The sequence below is a fragment of the Aeromicrobium sp. genome, from assembly GCF_037719875.1.
Taxonomy (GTDB): domain Bacteria; phylum Actinomycetota; class Actinomycetes; order Propionibacteriales; family Nocardioidaceae; genus Aeromicrobium.
Genome location: NZ_JBBJMJ010000010.1, coordinates 96,322 through 112,661, shown reverse-complemented (window position 1 = coordinate 112,661; position 16,340 = coordinate 96,322). Strand labels below are relative to the sequence as shown.

9 protein-coding genes and 1 pseudogene are annotated in these 16,340 nt (G+C 66.9%); all 10 read left to right on the top strand.

Going from position 1 to position 16,340, the window contains the following annotated elements; all coding sequences use genetic code 11:
• A pseudogene (locus WKF39_RS11125) lies at window positions 1-1,313 on the top strand (hypothetical protein); the annotation flags it as partial.
• Window positions 1,255-2,949 carry a hypothetical protein gene (locus WKF39_RS11120; protein WP_340388342.1) on the top strand — a complete coding sequence of 565 codons (1,695 nt, stop codon included), beginning with the start codon at window positions 1,255-1,257 and terminating at the stop codon, window positions 2,947-2,949. The pseudogene WKF39_RS11125 and the gene WKF39_RS11120, both read left to right, overlap by 59 nt.
• A gap of 188 nt (window positions 2,950-3,137) precedes the next feature.
• The gene (locus WKF39_RS11115; protein WP_340388340.1) at window positions 3,138-3,917 is read left to right on the top strand and encodes an electron transfer flavoprotein subunit beta/FixA family protein; all 780 of its coding nucleotides are present in this window, start codon (window positions 3,138-3,140) and stop codon (window positions 3,915-3,917) included.
• Window positions 3,918-3,932: 15 nt separating this feature from the next.
• Complete coding sequence (locus WKF39_RS11110; protein ID WP_340388337.1) at window positions 3,933-4,880, top strand: electron transfer flavoprotein subunit alpha/FixB family protein; 948 nt, start codon at window positions 3,933-3,935, stop codon at window positions 4,878-4,880.
• A gap of 267 nt (window positions 4,881-5,147) precedes the next feature.
• Window positions 5,148-7,856 carry an ABC transporter substrate-binding protein gene (locus WKF39_RS11105; protein WP_340388335.1) on the top strand — a complete coding sequence of 903 codons (2,709 nt, stop codon included), beginning with the start codon at window positions 5,148-5,150 and terminating at the stop codon, window positions 7,854-7,856.
• On the top strand, window positions 7,849-8,817 hold the full coding sequence (locus WKF39_RS11100) for an ABC transporter permease (protein ID WP_340388334.1): 969 nt from the start codon (window positions 7,849-7,851) through the stop codon (window positions 8,815-8,817). Before WKF39_RS11105 ends, WKF39_RS11100 begins: the two co-directional genes overlap by 8 nt.
• The gene (locus WKF39_RS11095) at window positions 8,817-10,529 is read left to right on the top strand and encodes an ABC transporter ATP-binding protein (RefSeq protein ID WP_340388332.1); all 1,713 of its coding nucleotides are present in this window, start codon (window positions 8,817-8,819) and stop codon (window positions 10,527-10,529) included. The genes WKF39_RS11100 and WKF39_RS11095 overlap by 1 nt, the downstream gene beginning before the upstream one ends.
• Before the next feature lie 83 nt (window positions 10,530-10,612).
• Window positions 10,613-11,263, top strand: a complete 651-nt coding sequence (locus WKF39_RS11090) for a hypothetical protein (protein WP_340388330.1) — start codon at window positions 10,613-10,615, stop codon at window positions 11,261-11,263.
• Entirely contained in the window at window positions 11,264-12,802 is a 1,539-nt protein-coding gene (locus WKF39_RS11085) for a DNA polymerase Y family protein (protein WP_340388328.1), read from the top strand.
• An 88-nt stretch (window positions 12,803-12,890) separates the two neighbouring features.
• The gene (locus WKF39_RS11080) at window positions 12,891-16,334 is read left to right on the top strand and encodes an error-prone DNA polymerase (RefSeq protein ID WP_340388326.1); all 3,444 of its coding nucleotides are present in this window, start codon (window positions 12,891-12,893) and stop codon (window positions 16,332-16,334) included.
• Window positions 16,335-16,340 lie beyond the last annotated feature (6 nt).

The following is a 16,340-nucleotide window of genomic DNA, read 5'->3' as shown; positions in this document are numbered from 1 at the left end:
CTGATCGTGAGGCTGCGTTGGCGCAGCTCGCCAAGGAGCGTGAGGAGGCTGATGCACGGCTTCTTGATGTGAAGGCTGAGGCTGAGCGCATCGTTGCCGATGCTGACAGGACGTCCGCGAGTCATGTCGCCGCTGCTCGTGCGGAGGCGGACAGGGTCGCTGAGCAGGCTGCCGCTGATCGTGAGGCTGCGTTGGCGCAGCTCGCCAAGGAGCGTGAGGAGGCTGATGCGCGGCTTCTTGATGTGAAGGCTGAGGCCGAACGCACCGTCCGTGAGGCAGAGACCACCGCCGGCAGCCATGTGGCTGCCGCGAAGGCTGAGGCCGAGAAGTATGCACAGGAGACCGCGGCAGAGCGTGTCGCGATTGCCGTACGCGTGGCCGATGCCGAGCGCACTGCCGAGGACAAGCTCGTCGCGGCGAGGGTCGAGGCTGATCGACTCGCTGCAGAAGCGGCCGAGCGTCACGCGGAGGCAGCTGCCGAGCTCGCCCGCGAGCGCGACGAGGCCAAGGCCAGGGTCGAGCGAGCCAACCAGGAAGCCGACAAGTTGGCCAAGGAGGCAGAGGCCGAGCGCGCCGAGGCAGCAGCCAAGCTGGTCGAGGCCGAAAGCATGGCAGCGGAGAAGATCCGGGTCGCCCAGGCCGAAGCCGAGCGCGTCGCAGCAGAAGCCACCGAAGCTGCACGACTTGCAGGTGAGGCACGTGAGGAGGCCGAGCGCAAGCTCGCCTCCGATGTCGAGGCCGCGCGGCTCGATGCCGAGCGCAAGGTCGCCGAGGCTGAGAAGGACGCCGCCGAGCGGGTCGCTCAGGCCCAGGCCGAGGCCCGCCGGGTTGCGGACAAGTCCGAGACGGATGCTCGCGAGCGTGTCGCCGCGGCACAGGCCGAAGCGGAGCGTGTCACTGTCCAGTCCAAGCGCGATGCGCAGGAGCGGCTCAGCCAAGCCGTCGCCGCAGCGCGCGCCGCTGCGGAGGAAAAGCTGCAGGAGGCCGAGCGTACGGCCCTGGAGTGGGTCGCCGCGGCCGAGGCCGAAGCCGAGCGGGTCGCACAGGAACACATCGTGATGGCCAATCACTCGTCTGTATCGACCCCCCTGACGACGCCTGAACCCTTGGTCGATGAATATGTCGACGAGGCGCCAGACGACGACGAGGCGCCGGCCGACGCGACACCAGCCGACAAGGCGCCGAGCGAACCGGCACCAGCCGACAAGGCGCCAGACATCGAAGAAGCCAAGGATGCATCGCCCGAGGAGGTGAATGACGACTCTGGGGCAGCCGCCCCCACAATCAAAAAAAGAGTCGTCCGCCGCACGTAGCGTCCTGACCGCGGGTTCGATCGTCGCTGATCTCGATCAGTCCAGCCACGATGACGACGAGACGACCCCAGATCACACGGATTCCGAGGCAGTCGAGGCTCCTGAGGGAGTCCCGGTAGTCGAGTCGGAGCCCGATCACCGGGCCGCCAAGGCCGATGCCAAGGCGGCGGTGCGACGCGAGCGCGACGAGGCCAAGGCCGCGAAGGGTCAGCAGCGCGCTGATGCCAGGCAGGCCTCTCGGCTCGAGCAGCAGTCCGCCCGTCAGGCCAAGCTGGATGCCAAGAAGCAGGCCCGCGAGGAGCGGGCTGCGAACAAGGCTGCCGCCAAGTCACCGGTGCCCGAGCCGAAAAAGACCGAGACGCCGGCCGGACCCAGCAAGACGGCAGGCATTGCGGCCATGGCGACACCTGCCGCCGTTGCCGAACCTCGGACCGAGCCCGACGCGGCTCCCAAGGTCCAGCCGTCAACCGGGCTGGGCGAGCGGTTGGACGCCGAGCGGGAAAAGCTTGCCGCTGAGCGGGAGAAGTCGGACGCTGAGAAGCGTGACCGTCTCGCCAAGGAACAGGCCAAGGCCGCTGCGGCTGAGGCCAAGGCCACGGCTCGTCGTGAGCGTGGGGCTGCCAAGGCGGCGGCGCGTCAGGAGCGCTCTGATGCCAAACAGGCGTCTCGTCTTGCGCGTAAGGACGCGGCCAAGGGCCGGGTCGAGGCCAAGCACGTGGCCCGTGGTCAGCGCGATGAGGCCAAGGTTCGGGCCGCGACTGGCCGGGTCCAGAAGCGGGCCGATGCTGCTGCGGCCAAGGACGCCGCACGGGTCGACACACGTACACCTGAGCCGCCGGTACTCGAAGAGCCGGCGGTTCCCGAAGAGCCGGCGACAGCTGAGGTCGTCGGGCAGGTCGCGTCGGAGCAACCAGTCGAGACTCCTGTCGTCGAGGAGGCCAAGCCCGAGCCCGAGCCCGAGGTGGCCAAGCCCGAGCCCGAGGTGGCCGAGCCCGAGCCCGAGCGACGCGAGCACGATGCGAAGCACGAGAAGGAGGGCGCCAGGGCTGCCGCTAGGGAGGCCAAGCAAGCGGCCCGCAGCGAGCGCCGCGATTCAAAGCAGGCTTCGCGGCAGGAGCAGGTCGACGCCAAGAAGGTCGCCCGCAAGGAGCGCGAGGACGTCAAGTCCGAAGCGCGCACCGCCAAGGCTGCCGACAAGGAGGGCAAGAAGCGCGACCGCATCGTCGAGCCCCCGCGTGGCCCCAAGGTTTCTCTTCTCGAGCGACGCCGGCACAAGGCTGGAGAAGCCGACGAGGGTGGATCGCCGGATGCCTCCACCTCAGGTTCGACCGGCAGGGGGCGCAGACTGGTCGCCGTCGCTGCGGTCGTGCTCGGGGTGCTCGGACTCGTCTGCTCGCTCGTCCTGGCCCTGGGCGCGTTCCTCGCAGCCCTCGGGACCGGCCAGAGCAGCGGGACGTACGAGGTGGTGTCGAGCGTGTGCGATGTCCTCGTCGGCCCACTGCGCGACGTCTTCACCTTCGGGGGCCAGAACGGCGACGTCAAGGAAGCCGTCGTGGCCTGGGGCATGGGGTCCATGGCGTATGTGATCCTCGGGCTGGCCGCCCAGTTCGTCTTGCGTTCACGGATCGAGGACTAGCCGCGGAGGTGTGACCTAGCCCATGCCCTCGATGTGTCGCCCGCGTTGCTACCTCTAGGTAACATTCAGATGACGAAGGGCCGCCCTGTTTCGGCGCCGCATGGCGTGGAATGGTGGCTCTCGCACAGTCCAGAGACTGCCGTGACGGCCGCTTGGTCGTCGCGCCCCAGATTCACAGGAGGGTCCTCGTGACCAAAATCGTTGTCGCTGTGAAGTACGTACCGGATGCCACCGCAGACCGGAACTTCAGCGCCGATAACACCGTCGATCGCGTCGGTGTGGATGGGCTGCTGTCCGAGCTCGATGAGTATGCCGTGGAGCAGGCGCTGCAGGTCGTCGAGGCCGGCGAAGGGGAGGTGACGGTCCTGACCGTCGGCCCCGAGCAGGCCTCCGACGCGGTGCGCAAGGCCCTGCAGATGGGTGCGCACGCCGGTGTCCACGTGCAGGACGACGCGATCCACGGTTCGGACGCCTTCGCGACGTCGCTGGTGCTCGCGAAGGCGATCGAGAAGCTCGACTACGACCTGGTGTTCTTCGGCATGGCCTCGACCGACGGCGGTCTGGGTGTTGTCCCGACCCTGGTCGCGGAGCGCCTCGGCCTCCCGGCGGTCACGTATGCCTCGGAGGTCACGGTCGACGGTGACACGGTCAAGATCCGCCGCGACGGCGATGTCGCGACTCAGGAGATCGAGGCGACGGGCAAGCTCGTCGTGAGCGTCACGGACCAGACCGGCGAGGCGCGTTACCCGTCGTTCAAGGGCATCATGGCCGCCAAGAAGAAGGACGTCCAGGCGTGGGCGCTGTCGGACCTGGGCATCGAGGCCGGCGCCGTCGGTCTGGACAACGCCTGGACCAAGGTCGAGTCGTTCGAGCCCCGTCCGCCGCGGACCGCCGGTGAGATCGTCACGGATGAGGGAGACGGCGGCGTCAAGCTGGTCGAGTTCCTCACCTCCAAGAAGTTCGTCTGAGAAGGGCACTGACACATGACTGAAGTACTCGTTCTTATCGATGCCCCTGATGGCAAGGTCACCAAGCCTTCCCTCGAGCTGCTCACGATCGCCCGCCGCATCGGTGAGCCGTCCGCAGTGGTCTTCGGCTCCGCAGACAACGCGGTCCTCGCTGAGTACGGCGCAGAGAAGATCTACACCTACGAAGACGCTGCTTATGAGGAGTTCCTGGTCGGTCCCAAGGCCGAGGCGCTCGCGCAGCTCGTCGCCGACAAGTCCCCGGCGGCGGTCCTCGCGGGCGCCAGCACCGAGGGCAAGGAGATCAGTGCCCGGGTCGCGCTCAAGACCGAGTCGGGCTGGATCAGCGACGCGGTCGACGTTCAGGCCGACGGTGACACCATCACCACGACGCAGTCGGTCTTCGCCGGCAACTTCACGGTCAAGTCCTCGATCACCAAGGGCGCTCCCGTCATCACGGTCAAGCCCAACTCGACGACCCCCGAGGCCACATCCGGCGCGGGTGCGGTCGAGGCCGTCACGGCCGACATCTCCGATGCTGCCAAGACCGCCAAGATCACCTCGACCAAGGTCAAGGAAGCCTCGGGTCGTCCCGAGCTGACCGAGGCCGCGATCGTCGTGTCGGGTGGACGTGGCACGGGGGGCGACTTCACCGAGGTCGAGGCCTTTGCCGACTCGCTCGGCGCTGCTGTCGGCGCGAGCCGTGCGGCAGTCGACTCCGGCTGGTACCCGCACTCGTTCCAGGTCGGGCAGACCGGCAAGACGGTCTCGCCGCAGCTCTATGTCGCCAACGGCATCTCCGGTGCGATCCAGCACCGCGCGGGCATGCAGACGTCCAAGACGATCGTCGCGGTCAACAAGGACGACGAGGCACCGATCTTCGAGCTCGTCGACTTCGGCGTCGTGGGTGACCTCAAGGCCGTTCTGCCTGCGGCAACCGAAGAGATCAAGAAGCGCAAGGGCTGAGCACCACCAGCTCCCGCGACGGCCGGTCCCCTGTGGGGGCCGGCTGTCGTATTTTCTGCTGCTATCCCGGATGCTGGGACGGGTCACTGACCCGCGCGGACCACGAGGCATGACCCGCCCGGGCCATTGACTTCCCGTGCCTGTACCCGTCCGACCGTTTGGTAACACTTTGATTAAGCAGCGCTCGAACGCTGTTCGGTGAGCCTGATCGGGTGATAGTCATAGGGGGCGCGCGCCAGCGCGCACACCAAACATCAGGAGGAATCCATGCGACTCTCTCGGCGTACCCGTCTTGCGGGTGTGGCGTTGATCGCGGCCGGCAGCCTTACCCTGGCAGCCTGCGGTGGCGGCAGCGACGACAAGAGCGGCGACGGCGATTCCGCTATCACCGTCTATGGCACCAATCCCCAGAACCCGCTGATCCCGACTGCGACCAATGAGGTTGGCGGCGGCGACCCGATTGACAACATGTTCTCCGGCCTGGTGGCCTACAACACTGATGGCTCGGTCACCAATGACGTCGCCGAGAGCATCGAAGGCAACGCCGACAGCACCGTCTGGACCGTCAAGATCAAGGGCGATCAGAAGTTCACCGACGGCTCGGCCGTGAAGGCGGAGTCCTTCGTGAAGGCGTGGAACTACGGCTCCAACCCGGCCAACAAGCAGCTGAACAACTACTTCTTCTACCCGATCGAGGGCACGGACGAGGTCGGCAACACGACCAAGGGCGCCGACACGGTGTCGGGCCTCAAGGTCGTCGACGACACGACCTTCACGATCACGCTGAAGGAGGCTGAGTCGGACTTCCCGTTGCGACTTGGCTACTCGGCCTACTTCCCGGTCCCCGACTCCGCATACGGCGAGGACGGCAAGATCACCAAGGAGTACGGCAACAAGCCGATCGGCAACGGCCCCTACATGCTCACCGACAGCGGCTGGGAGAAGAACAAGCAGATCTCCTTGGAGCCCAACCCGGACTATGACGGCCCGCACAAGCCGAAGAACGGTGGCCTGGTCTTCAAGTTCTACAACTCGGTCGATGCCGCCTACACCGACGTGCAGTCGGGCAACCTCGACGTCCTTGACCAGGTGCCGCCGAGCGCGCTCACCACATTCGAGACCGACGACGCGGTCACGGCCTACAACGAGCCGGGCTCGAACTTCTCGTCCTTCACGATCCCGGAGCGCCTCAAGCACTTCAAGGGTGAGGAAGGCGCGCTGCGACGCGCCGCCATCTCCATGGCGACCGACCGCAAGGAGATCACCGAGAAGGTCTTCAACGGCGCTCGGACGCCGGCCCGCGACTTCACGTCGCCGGTGCTGGACGGCTGGACCGAGGACGTCGCCGGCAACGAGGTCCTGGAGTTCAACCCCGAAGAGGCCAAGAAGCTGTGGGCCGAAGCGAACAAGATCGACAAGTGGGACGGCACTTTCACGCTGGCCTACAACAACGACGGCGCCGGCAACAAGGAGTTCTCCGAGGCGATGGCCAACCAGATCAAGAACACCCTGGACATCGACACAGCCCCGAAGACGTACCCGACGTTCGATGAGCTCCGCACGGTCGTCACCGACCGGAGCATCAAGACGCCGTTCCGTACCGGTTGGCAGGCGGACTACCCGTCGATGCTCAACTACCTCGGACCGATCTACGCCACCGGCGCCGGATCAAATGACGGCGATTACAGCAACAAGGAGTTCGACAAGCTGATTGCGGATGCGTCGGCCACCAAGGGTGACGATCGCTACAAGCTCATCAGCGAGGCCCAGACGATCCTGCTCAAGGATCTGCCGGCCATCCCGCTGTGGTACCAGAACGCCACGGCAGTGACCACGAAGGATCTCAAGGATTACGTGTTCAACTGGAAGCAGACGCGGGCATACACGCCCGGCCCTAGTTTGCCCGCCCGCCACCTGGGGCGGGGGGGGACGCCCCCCCCGGGGGGGCCCCCGCGCGCCGCGCCTGATCTCAGTGCACTATGGCCCTTAGACCAAGTGGCCGTTGCATCAGTTCCATTCTTCTCTTCCTACACCCAGGAGGCTCTTGTGTGGTGGTATGTCGCCAAGCGGCTGCTCCAGGCCATCCCAGTCTTTCTCGGGGCCACGCTGATCATCTTCGTGCTGACGAAGTTGCGCCCGGGTGACCCCATCCTCGGCCTGACCGGCAACAAGCCGGTCTCGGACGAAGTTCGACAGGCCCTGCGCGACCAGTTCCACCTGAACGACTTCATCGGCCTCCAGTGGCTGTACTTCCTCAAGGACGTCGTGACCTTCAACCCTGACTTCGTGGGGCTCGACGGTCAGCCGGTCTTTGAGAAGATCAAGAATGCCCTGCCTGTGACAGGCCTTCTCGCTCTGATGGCTTTGACGATGGACGCCGTCATCGGCATTGTGGTCGGCACGATCGCCGGGCTGCGCCGCAATGGCTGGTTCGATTCGGTGACGCTGGTCATGTCGCTGGTCCTGTTGTCGGTCCCGATCTTCGTGGTCGGCTTCGTGCTGCAATTCCTCTTCGGCGTCAAGTGGGGCCTGTTTCCTGCGACTGTGCCCGTCGACTGGGGCCCCGCCGACCTGCTCCTTCCGGCCTTTGTGCTCGCGATCGCCAACATTGCGACCACGACTCGGTTGACCCGCACCTCGGTGGCCAACAACATGAGCGCCGACCATGTGCGTACCGCCCGGGCCAAGGGCTTGTCGGAGGGACTTGCCATCCGTAACCACGTGTTGCGCAACTCGCTGGTGCCGGTGGTGACCTACATCGGCATCAACCTCGGCTCGCTGATGGCCGGCGCGATCATCACCGAGGGCATCTTCAACGTCCAAGGCATCGGCAACCTCGCCTTCTCGGCGGTCAATCGCGGTGACACCCCTTTGACCGTGTCCGTCGTCGCGGTCATGGTCATGCTCTACGTGTTCATGAGCTTGATCGTCGACCTCTTGTATGTCGTTCTTGACCCGAGGATCCGCTATGTCTGAGCCGCTTCCGGGGCAGCAGCGCTTTGTCGCCCCCCTCGATGAGACCCCGTTGCGCGCCATCGACGCCGTCGATGTCGATGCCGTGCCGGAGAGCCAGTGGAGGGAGGCCTGGAAGCGGCTGCGCAAGTCTCCGCTGTTCTGGCTGTCCGCGGTGATCATCGTCGTTCTGGCTGTCATGGTCGCCTTCCCGACCTTGTTCACCAGCGCCGACCCCACCCAGGCATCGCTTGGCAACCAATTCGGCCCGCCGAGCGAGGGGCACCCGTTCGGCTACAACTTCCAGGGCGCCGACATCTGGGCACGCACCGTCTACGGTGCACGGGCGTCCGTGGCCGTGGGCCTGCTCGCGACCCTCGTCACCGTGCTGATCGGCACGGTCACCGGTGCAGTCGCAGGCTTCTACGGCGGCCCGATCGACACAATCCTGTCCCGACTCAGTGACATCTTCTTCTCGATCCCGGTGCTGCTGGGAAGCATCGTGATCATCTCGGTCATCAACAACATCGCGCCGAAGCGTGGGTTCTGGTTTTCGGTGCTCGTGGTGGTGCTGGCGCTCGCCATCTTCGCGTGGCCACAGATCACTCGCCAGATGCGCGGCGCGGTGCTCGAGGTCAAGAACCTCGAGTTCGTCGACGCAGCCACCGCGATCGGTGCGTCCAAGTTCACCAACCTCCGTCGTCACATCGTCCCCAACTCCTTGTCGCCGGTCATCGTTTCGGCCACGATCATGCTCGGCGTGTTCATCGTCTCGGAGTCGGCCCTGTCGTTCCTGGGGATCGGCCTGCCGCAGACCATCGTCTCGTGGGGCAACGACCTCTCCGACGCGCAGACGTTGGTGCGTTCAGGTCAGCACCTGGTCGTCATGTGGGTTCCGGCCACGGCCTTGGCCGTCACGGTGCTCGGCTTCGTCCTGCTGGGTGAGGCCGTCCGTGAAGCTCTCGACCCGAAGGCGAAGAAGTAATGACCGAGACCCCCCTGCTCGAGATCAAGGATCTGCGCGTCGGGTTCCGTACCGACAAGAAGAAGATCCTGACAGCGGTGGACGGTGCGAACCTCAGCATCTATCCCGGCCAGACCATCGCGATCGTCGGGGAATCCGGCTCGGGCAAGTCGACCCTGGCCCACTCGGTCATCGACCTGCTGCCCGGCAGCGGTCACGTCATGGGCGGCAGCATCCTGTTCGAGGGTGCCGAGATCAGCGCCGCCGGCAAGAAGTCGATCCTGGCGTTGCGTGGATCGTCCATCGGCCTGGTGCCGCAGGACCCGATGTCCAACCTCAACCCCCTGTGGAAGGTCGGCCGCCAGATCAAGGAGGCGCTGATCGCCAACGGGGTCGCCTCTGGCGACGAGGCGGACAAGCGGGTCGTCGAGCTCCTGGAGGAGGCCGGCCTGCCAGATGCGGAGCGCCGCGCCCGGCAGTATCCCCATGAGTTCTCCGGTGGCATGCGTCAGCGCGCACTGATCGCGATGGGCCTTGCAGCCCGCCCCAAGCTCCTGATCGCCGACGAGCCGACGTCTGCGCTCGATGTCACGGTCCAGAAGCAGATCCTCGACCACCTCGACCAGCTCACCGACACCCTCGGCATCGCCGTCATGCTGATCACCCACGATCTCGGGCTCGCGGCCGAGCGGGCCGACCACCTCGTCGTGATGTATCGCGGCAAGGTCGTCGAGTCCGGACCCGCTCGCGAGATCCTGCAGGATCCCCAGCACCCCTACACCAAACGGCTCGTCGCGAAGGCGCCTTCGCTGGCATCTCAGCGGTTGTCATCTGTGCAGGCGCGCACCGAGGTGCGTGAGCAGGCCGTCCAAACCGCGGCGGAGATCGCCCAGGAGATTTCGCAAAGTGCGAGCGAGTTCGGCGAGGGCCACGAAGACATCATCGTCGTGGAGAACCTCACCAAGATGTTCACGCTCCGTGGCGCCAAGCCGTGGCAGAAGGTGGACTTCGCCGCTGTCGAGGATGTCTCGTTCCGGCTGCGTCGCGGCACCACGATGGCGATCGTGGGCGAGTCGGGCTCGGGCAAGTCGACCGTGGCCCGCATGGTCCTCGACCTGTTACCGCCCACCTCGGGCGACGTGGTGTTCGACGGCAAGAACCTGCGCGAGCTGAAGACCAAGGCCGAGCGTCTGCGGCTCCGCCGGCAGATGCAGCCGGTGTTCCAGAATCCGTACGCCTCGCTGGACCCGCTGTACTCGATCTACAAGTCGATCGAGGAGCCGCTTCGGACGCACGAGATCGGAAGCGGCAAGGAGCGCGAGAAGCGAGTGCGCGACCTGCTCGACAAGGTCGCACTGCCCACGACTGTCATGTCGCGCTATCCCGGCGAGCTGTCGGGTGGCCAGCGCCAGCGCGTCGCGATCGCCCGGGCCCTGGCCCTCGACCCTGAGGTCGTCATCTGTGATGAGGCGGTGTCGGCGCTCGACGTGCTGGTGCAGGCGCAGATCCTCGAGCTGCTCAATGACCTGCAGGCCGAACTCGGCCTGAGCTATCTGTTCATCACCCACGACCTCGCGGTCGTGCGACAGATCGCCGACGACGTCCTGGTCATGCAGGACGGCCGGGTCGTGGAGGCCGCAGCGGTGTCCGAGGTGTTCGACAACCCGCAGAAGGACTACACCCGCAAGCTGCTGGACGCGATTCCCGGCGGGTCGATCGAGCTGGGTTCCTGACGCATCGGCAACGCTTCCGCAGGGTGACGAAGTAGTCCTCTCGGCGGATTGACTCCTTCGAACACATGTTCGAAGATGGGTCAATGACCGTTGCCGCTGCCCCGACCTTGAGCGAGCTGCGCGCACGCGTCGACCAGATGCAGGGCCGCCCGGCCGCACAGCCCGTCGCGACGCATCCGGCTTTCGCCGGTCTCCTGCAATTGCAGACTGGATCGAGCTATGGCGTCGACTCGGCGAGCCTCGCGATGGCACTCATGGCAGGCCCTTCGGCAGATGGGGCCTGGTGTGGTGTGGTGGGTTCTCCGGAGCTCGGGCTGGAGGCTGCAGCCGCAGCAGGCGTCGACCTGCGGCGCACGATCCTGGTGCCCGATCCGGGCGAGGCCTGGCTCGAGGTCATGGCCGCTCTGATCGACGTACTGGGTGTCGTGGTTCTGGCTGCACCTGCCAAGGTCTCCGACAAGGACGTCAGCCGAATCAGTGCCCGACTGCGGCAGCGTGGCGGGATCCTCATCGCCTATGGCGACTGGCCGCGGTGCGAGGCCCGACTGACGATGCGCGATGCCGAGTGGGTCGGGGTGGGGCGTGGACACGGCCACCTGCAGGCGCGCCGGGTGACGGTCGAGGTCCGGCGGGGCACGGCGCCACCCCGCACGGGCCGGTTGTGGCTGCCCGATGCCACCCAGGTCATCCGTCGGAGCGACGAGGAGCCCACGCGGCTGCGGAGCGTGAGCTAGATGGGTCGCACCATGGTGCTCTGGGCGCCGGACTGGCCCATCATCGCGATCGAGATGTCCGCCTCGACCCCGGCCGCGGTGCTCGACAAGGGTCAGGTGCTGGCCTGCTCCCAGGCGGCCCGGGCCGAGGGCGTACGCCGTGGCATGCGCCGGCGCGATGCCCAGTCGCGGTGCCCAGGGCTGGTCCTGCACGACTACAACGCCGATGCTGATGCGCGCGCCTTCGAGACCGTGCTGACCGCGATCGAGGAGCTCAGCCCGGGGGTGGCGCCGCTGCGCCCGGGTCTGTGCGCGATCAACGTCCCGTCCCGGTTCTACGGTGGCGAGGCCGAGGCAGCCGCGATCATCGCCGAGCGGCTCGTACGCCTCGGGGTGTGGGACGTACGGGCTGGCATCGCGGATGGACTCTTTGCCGCCGAGCAGGCCGCTCGGCGTGCGCTGGCCCAGGACAGTCTCGTCATCTCGGCGGGTGGTTCGGCCCAGTTCCTGCGGGATCTGCCGATAGATGCCCTCGACGATGCCCTGGGGGCACCTCCCGCGAGCGCAGCTGGGGGACTGGTCGGGCTCCTGCGTCGCATGGGACTGCTGACGTTGGGTGACTTCGCGAGCCTGCCACCGGCCGATGTGCATACCCGCTTCGGCTCCCACGGCGAGCTGCTCCATCGGATGGCCCGTGGTCTCAACCCCCAGCCGATCAGCCGGCGACGGGTGCCTCCGGAGTTCGAGGCGACCCTCGTGCTGGAGCCGCCTCTCGACCTGGTCGAGCCCATCGCGTTCAGCCTGCGCAGGACTGCCGAGGCATTCGTGACCGATCTGGCCGGCCACGGACTCGTCTGCACGACGGTCCTGATCGAGGTCGACACGGACGGCTCGCTCGCGACATCACGGCGCTGGATGCACCCGCGCTGGTTCGGTGCCACGGACCTGATCGACCGGGTGCGCTGGCAGCTGCAGGCCGAGGGGGCGATCCGGGCGCCGGTCGACGCCGTACGCCTGATCCCCGAGGTCACCGAGCCACTCGGCGACCACGCTGACAGTCTCTTCGGAGGTGGTCCGGATGAGCGGGTCGAGCGCGGGGTCGCACGGGTGCAGAGCATCGTGGGTCACGAGTCGGTCATGTCGGTCTCGGTCCAGGGTGGGCGGGGACCGGGGGAGCGGCGGTTGCTCGCGCCGTGGGGTGAGCGTCCCGTTGCCTCCCGCCCGTCCGGACTGCCGTGGCCGGGCAGCCTCCCGCCGCCTGCTCCGGCGACGGTCTACACCGAGCCCCAGCAGGCGATGGTCGTCGGTGAGACGGGACAGGCGATCGGGGTCACCGGTCGGGGCATGGTCACAGGTGAGCCGGCCCGGTTCCGGGCGGCGGTGGGACAGGACTGGCAGCCCGTGGCCTCGTGGGCCGGTCCGTGGCCGATCGACGACCAGTGGTGGGACGAGGTGGCCGCCCGCCGCATCGCCCGCTTCCAGGTCGTCGGCGTCGACGGCAGTGCCTATCTGATGATCGTCGAGGGTGGCCACTGGTGGATCGAAGCCAAATATGACTAACCTCCCCGCTGGGAGTGACGCTTTTGAGGCGACACGCCCGCGAGAACCACAAAAGCGTCACTGCCAGCGGGGACTGGGGTGAGCTGACGTGGGGTGGAACAACCCGGATGTCTCATGGCGTGAGCTCGAGCGCCGGCTCTCGGGGCGACCCGAGCCCGACGGTGGCGATGCGCCGGGATGGTCACGCAAGCGTGCCAAGACCGAGGCCAAGGAGATCAGCCTCCCCGATGGCCCGGTGGTGCCCTATGCCGAGCTGCACTGCCACAGCAACTTCAGCTTCCTCGACGGGGCGAGTGGGCCCGACGCGCTGGTCGAGGAGGCGATCGGCCTGGGCCTGCACGGCCTGGCACTGACCGATCACGACGGCTTCTATGGGGCGCCGCGCTTCGCCGAGGAGGCGATCAAGTATGACCGGGTCGGCCTCAAGACGATCTTCGGTGCCGAGCTCTCCCTCGGCCTCAGCCGGCCGCAGAACGGCATCGCCGATCCTGAGGGCAGCCACCTGCTGGTCCTGGCCCGCGGCGTCGAGGGCTATCACCGGCTGGCTGCGGCCATGACCGAAGCCCACTTCCGAGGGGATGAAAAGGGGCGGCCCGTCCACGACCTCGAGGAGCTCGCCGAGCGCGGGCGCGATCACTGGCTGATCCTCACAGGGTGCCGCAAGGGTCACGTGCGCCAGGCGCTCAGTCGTCAGGGGCTCACCGCCAGCGGTCGTGAAGTGGCCTCAATCGCCCTGGACCGACTCACAGCGCTGTTCGGCCAGGACGGTGTCGTCGTCGAGCTGATCGATCACGGTTTCCCTGACGACAGTGCAACCAATGACGCGCTGTCCGAGCTGGCCGCGACGCACGGGCTGCCGACCATCGCGACCAACAACGTGCACTTCGCCAGGCCCGCCAATCGGCAGCTCGCGGCCGCGATGTCGGCCGTACGCGCCCGCAGGAGCCTCGCCGACATGGACGGCTGGCTGCCAGCCACCGGAGCGGCGCACCTGCGGTCCGGAGCAGAGATGCACCGGCTCTTCGGTCGCTACCCGGGCGCGATCGAGCGTACGGTCGGGATTGCCGACGAGCTGGCCTTCGACCTGCGTGCCGCGACCCCCAGGCTGCCGCGCCGCGGGATCCCCGAAGGCCACACCGCGATGAGTCACCTGCGAGAGCTGGCGGACCAAGGCATTCGCGAACGCTATGCGCACAACCCCGTCGAGGCACGCGAGCGCATCGATCGCGAGCTCAAGGTCATCGAGGAGAAGGACTTCCCCGGCTACTTCCTGATCGTCCATGACATCGTCCACGAGGCCAAACGCCGCAAGATCTTGTGCCAGGGCCGAGGATCCTCGGCCAACTCTGCGCTCTGCTACGCCTTGGGCATCACGGCCGTCGACTCGATCTTCTTTGACCTGCCGTTCGAGCGGTTCCTCGCCACGACCCGTGAGGAGGAGCCCGACATCGACGTCGACTTCGACTCCGACCGGCGCGAAGAGGTCATCCAGTGGGTCTATGACACCTACGGCCGGCACAACGCTGCACAGGTCGCCAACATCATCACCTATCGGCCACGCTCGGCCATACGTGATGCGGCCAAGGCCCTCGGCTACTCCACAGGCCAGCAGGACGCCTGGTCCAAGCAGATCGATGCGTGGGGCTCGATCCCGACCGATGACGTCTCGGACGCGCCCGCACAGGTCGTGTCGCTGGCGCAACAGCTGCTTGCTGGGCCACGGCACCTCGGCATCCACTCCGGCGGCATGATCCTCACCGATCGGCCGATCGGTGAGGTCTGCCCCATCGAGCGTGGGCGCATGGACAATCGCACGGTCCTGCAATGGGACAAGGACGGGTGCGAGTGGATGGGACTGGTCAAGTTCGATCTGCTCGGCCTCGGCATGCTGGGGGCGCTCGACCACACGATGCGGATCGTCACCGAGCACCTGGGGGAGGAGTGGGACCTCGCTTCGATACCCAAGGAGGAGGCTGCGGTCTTCGACATGCTGTGCCGGGCCGACTCGATCGGGGTCTTCCAGGTCGAGAGCCGGGCGCAGATCGGCACGCTCCCACGGCTGCAGCCCCGGTCCTACTACGACCTCGCGATCGAGATCGCGCTGATCCGCCCGGGCCCGATCCAGGGCGGGGCCGTGCACCCCTACATCCGGCGGGCCACGGGCCGGGAGCCGGTGACCTATCCGCACCCCATCCTCGAGAAGGTCCTCAAGCGGACGCTCGGTGTGCCGTTGTTCCAGGAGCAGCTCATGCAGATGGCAGTCGCGATCGGTGACTGCACCGGTGACGAGGCCGATCTGCTGCGTCGTGCGATGGGGTCCAAGCGTGGCATCGAGCGCATCGAGTCGCTGAAGGACAAGCTCTATGCCGGCATGGCGGGCCATGGGCTCAGTGAGGAGGAGTCCGACGCGATCTATCTGAAGATCCAGTCGTTCGCCAACTTCGGCTTCGCCGAGAGCCACGCGCTGAGCTTTGCGCTGCTGGTCTATGCCAGCTCGTGGCTCAAGCTGCACTATCCCGCGGCCTTCCTGGCGGCGTTGCTGCGCAACCAGCCGATGGGTTTCTACTCTCCCCAGTCGCTCGTGGCCGATGCCCGCCACCACGGCGTGAAGACCTTGCGGCCGGACATCATGCTCTCGCGGGCCCAGGCTGATCTCGAAGTTGGGGGTCCCCCCACGAGCGCAGCGAGTAGGGGGATCGACTCCGCCGTGGTGACCGGCCTCGACAGCTGCCTGGAGCGGGACCAGCCGGCGGTCGGACGCTTCGTCCGCGGCACGCCGGACCCGACCCCCGAGCACCGTCGCGACATGGGATTCGCCGTACGCCTGGGGCTCGATGAGGTGCAGGGTCTCGGCCTGGAGGCGGCCCAGCGCCTCGTTGCAGAGCGCGACCGGCAACCGTTCACCGACATGGCCGACGTGTCCCGCCGAACTGAGCTGACCGTAGCGCAGATGGAGTCGCTGGCGACCGCGGGAGCATTCGACGGGTTCGGGCTGTCGCGCAGGCAGGCCCTGTGGAACGCGGGTTATGCCCAGAGCCAGGACCAGCTCGAGGGCACGGCTGTCGAGGCGCCACCGCCCATGCTGCCGGGCATGAGTGAGGTCGAGGAGACGATGGCCGACCTCTTCGCGACCCGCATATCGCCGGCGAAGCATCCAGTTGAGTTCCTCCGCCCGCTCCTGACGTCGGAGGGCATCTACTCCGTTGCCGGACTGGCCGGGGCCGAGCCGGGTCGTCGGGTCAAGGTGGCCGGCCTGATCACACATCGGCAACGCCCGGCCACGGCCGATGGGGTGACCTTCCTCAACATCGAGGACGAGACCGGGATGCTCAACGTCGTGTGCTCACAGGCGTTGTGGAAGCGCTATCGCCGGGTCGGCCGCAACTCCGCGGGCATGGTCATCCGCGGCATCCTCGAACGCTACGACGGGGTCATCAATCTCGTCGCCGACAAGCTCGAGCGTCTCGAGAGCGTCTATCCCGAGGCAGCCGAGGCGATCCCCGTACGCCACCAGGGCCGCGACTTCCGCTGATGACCC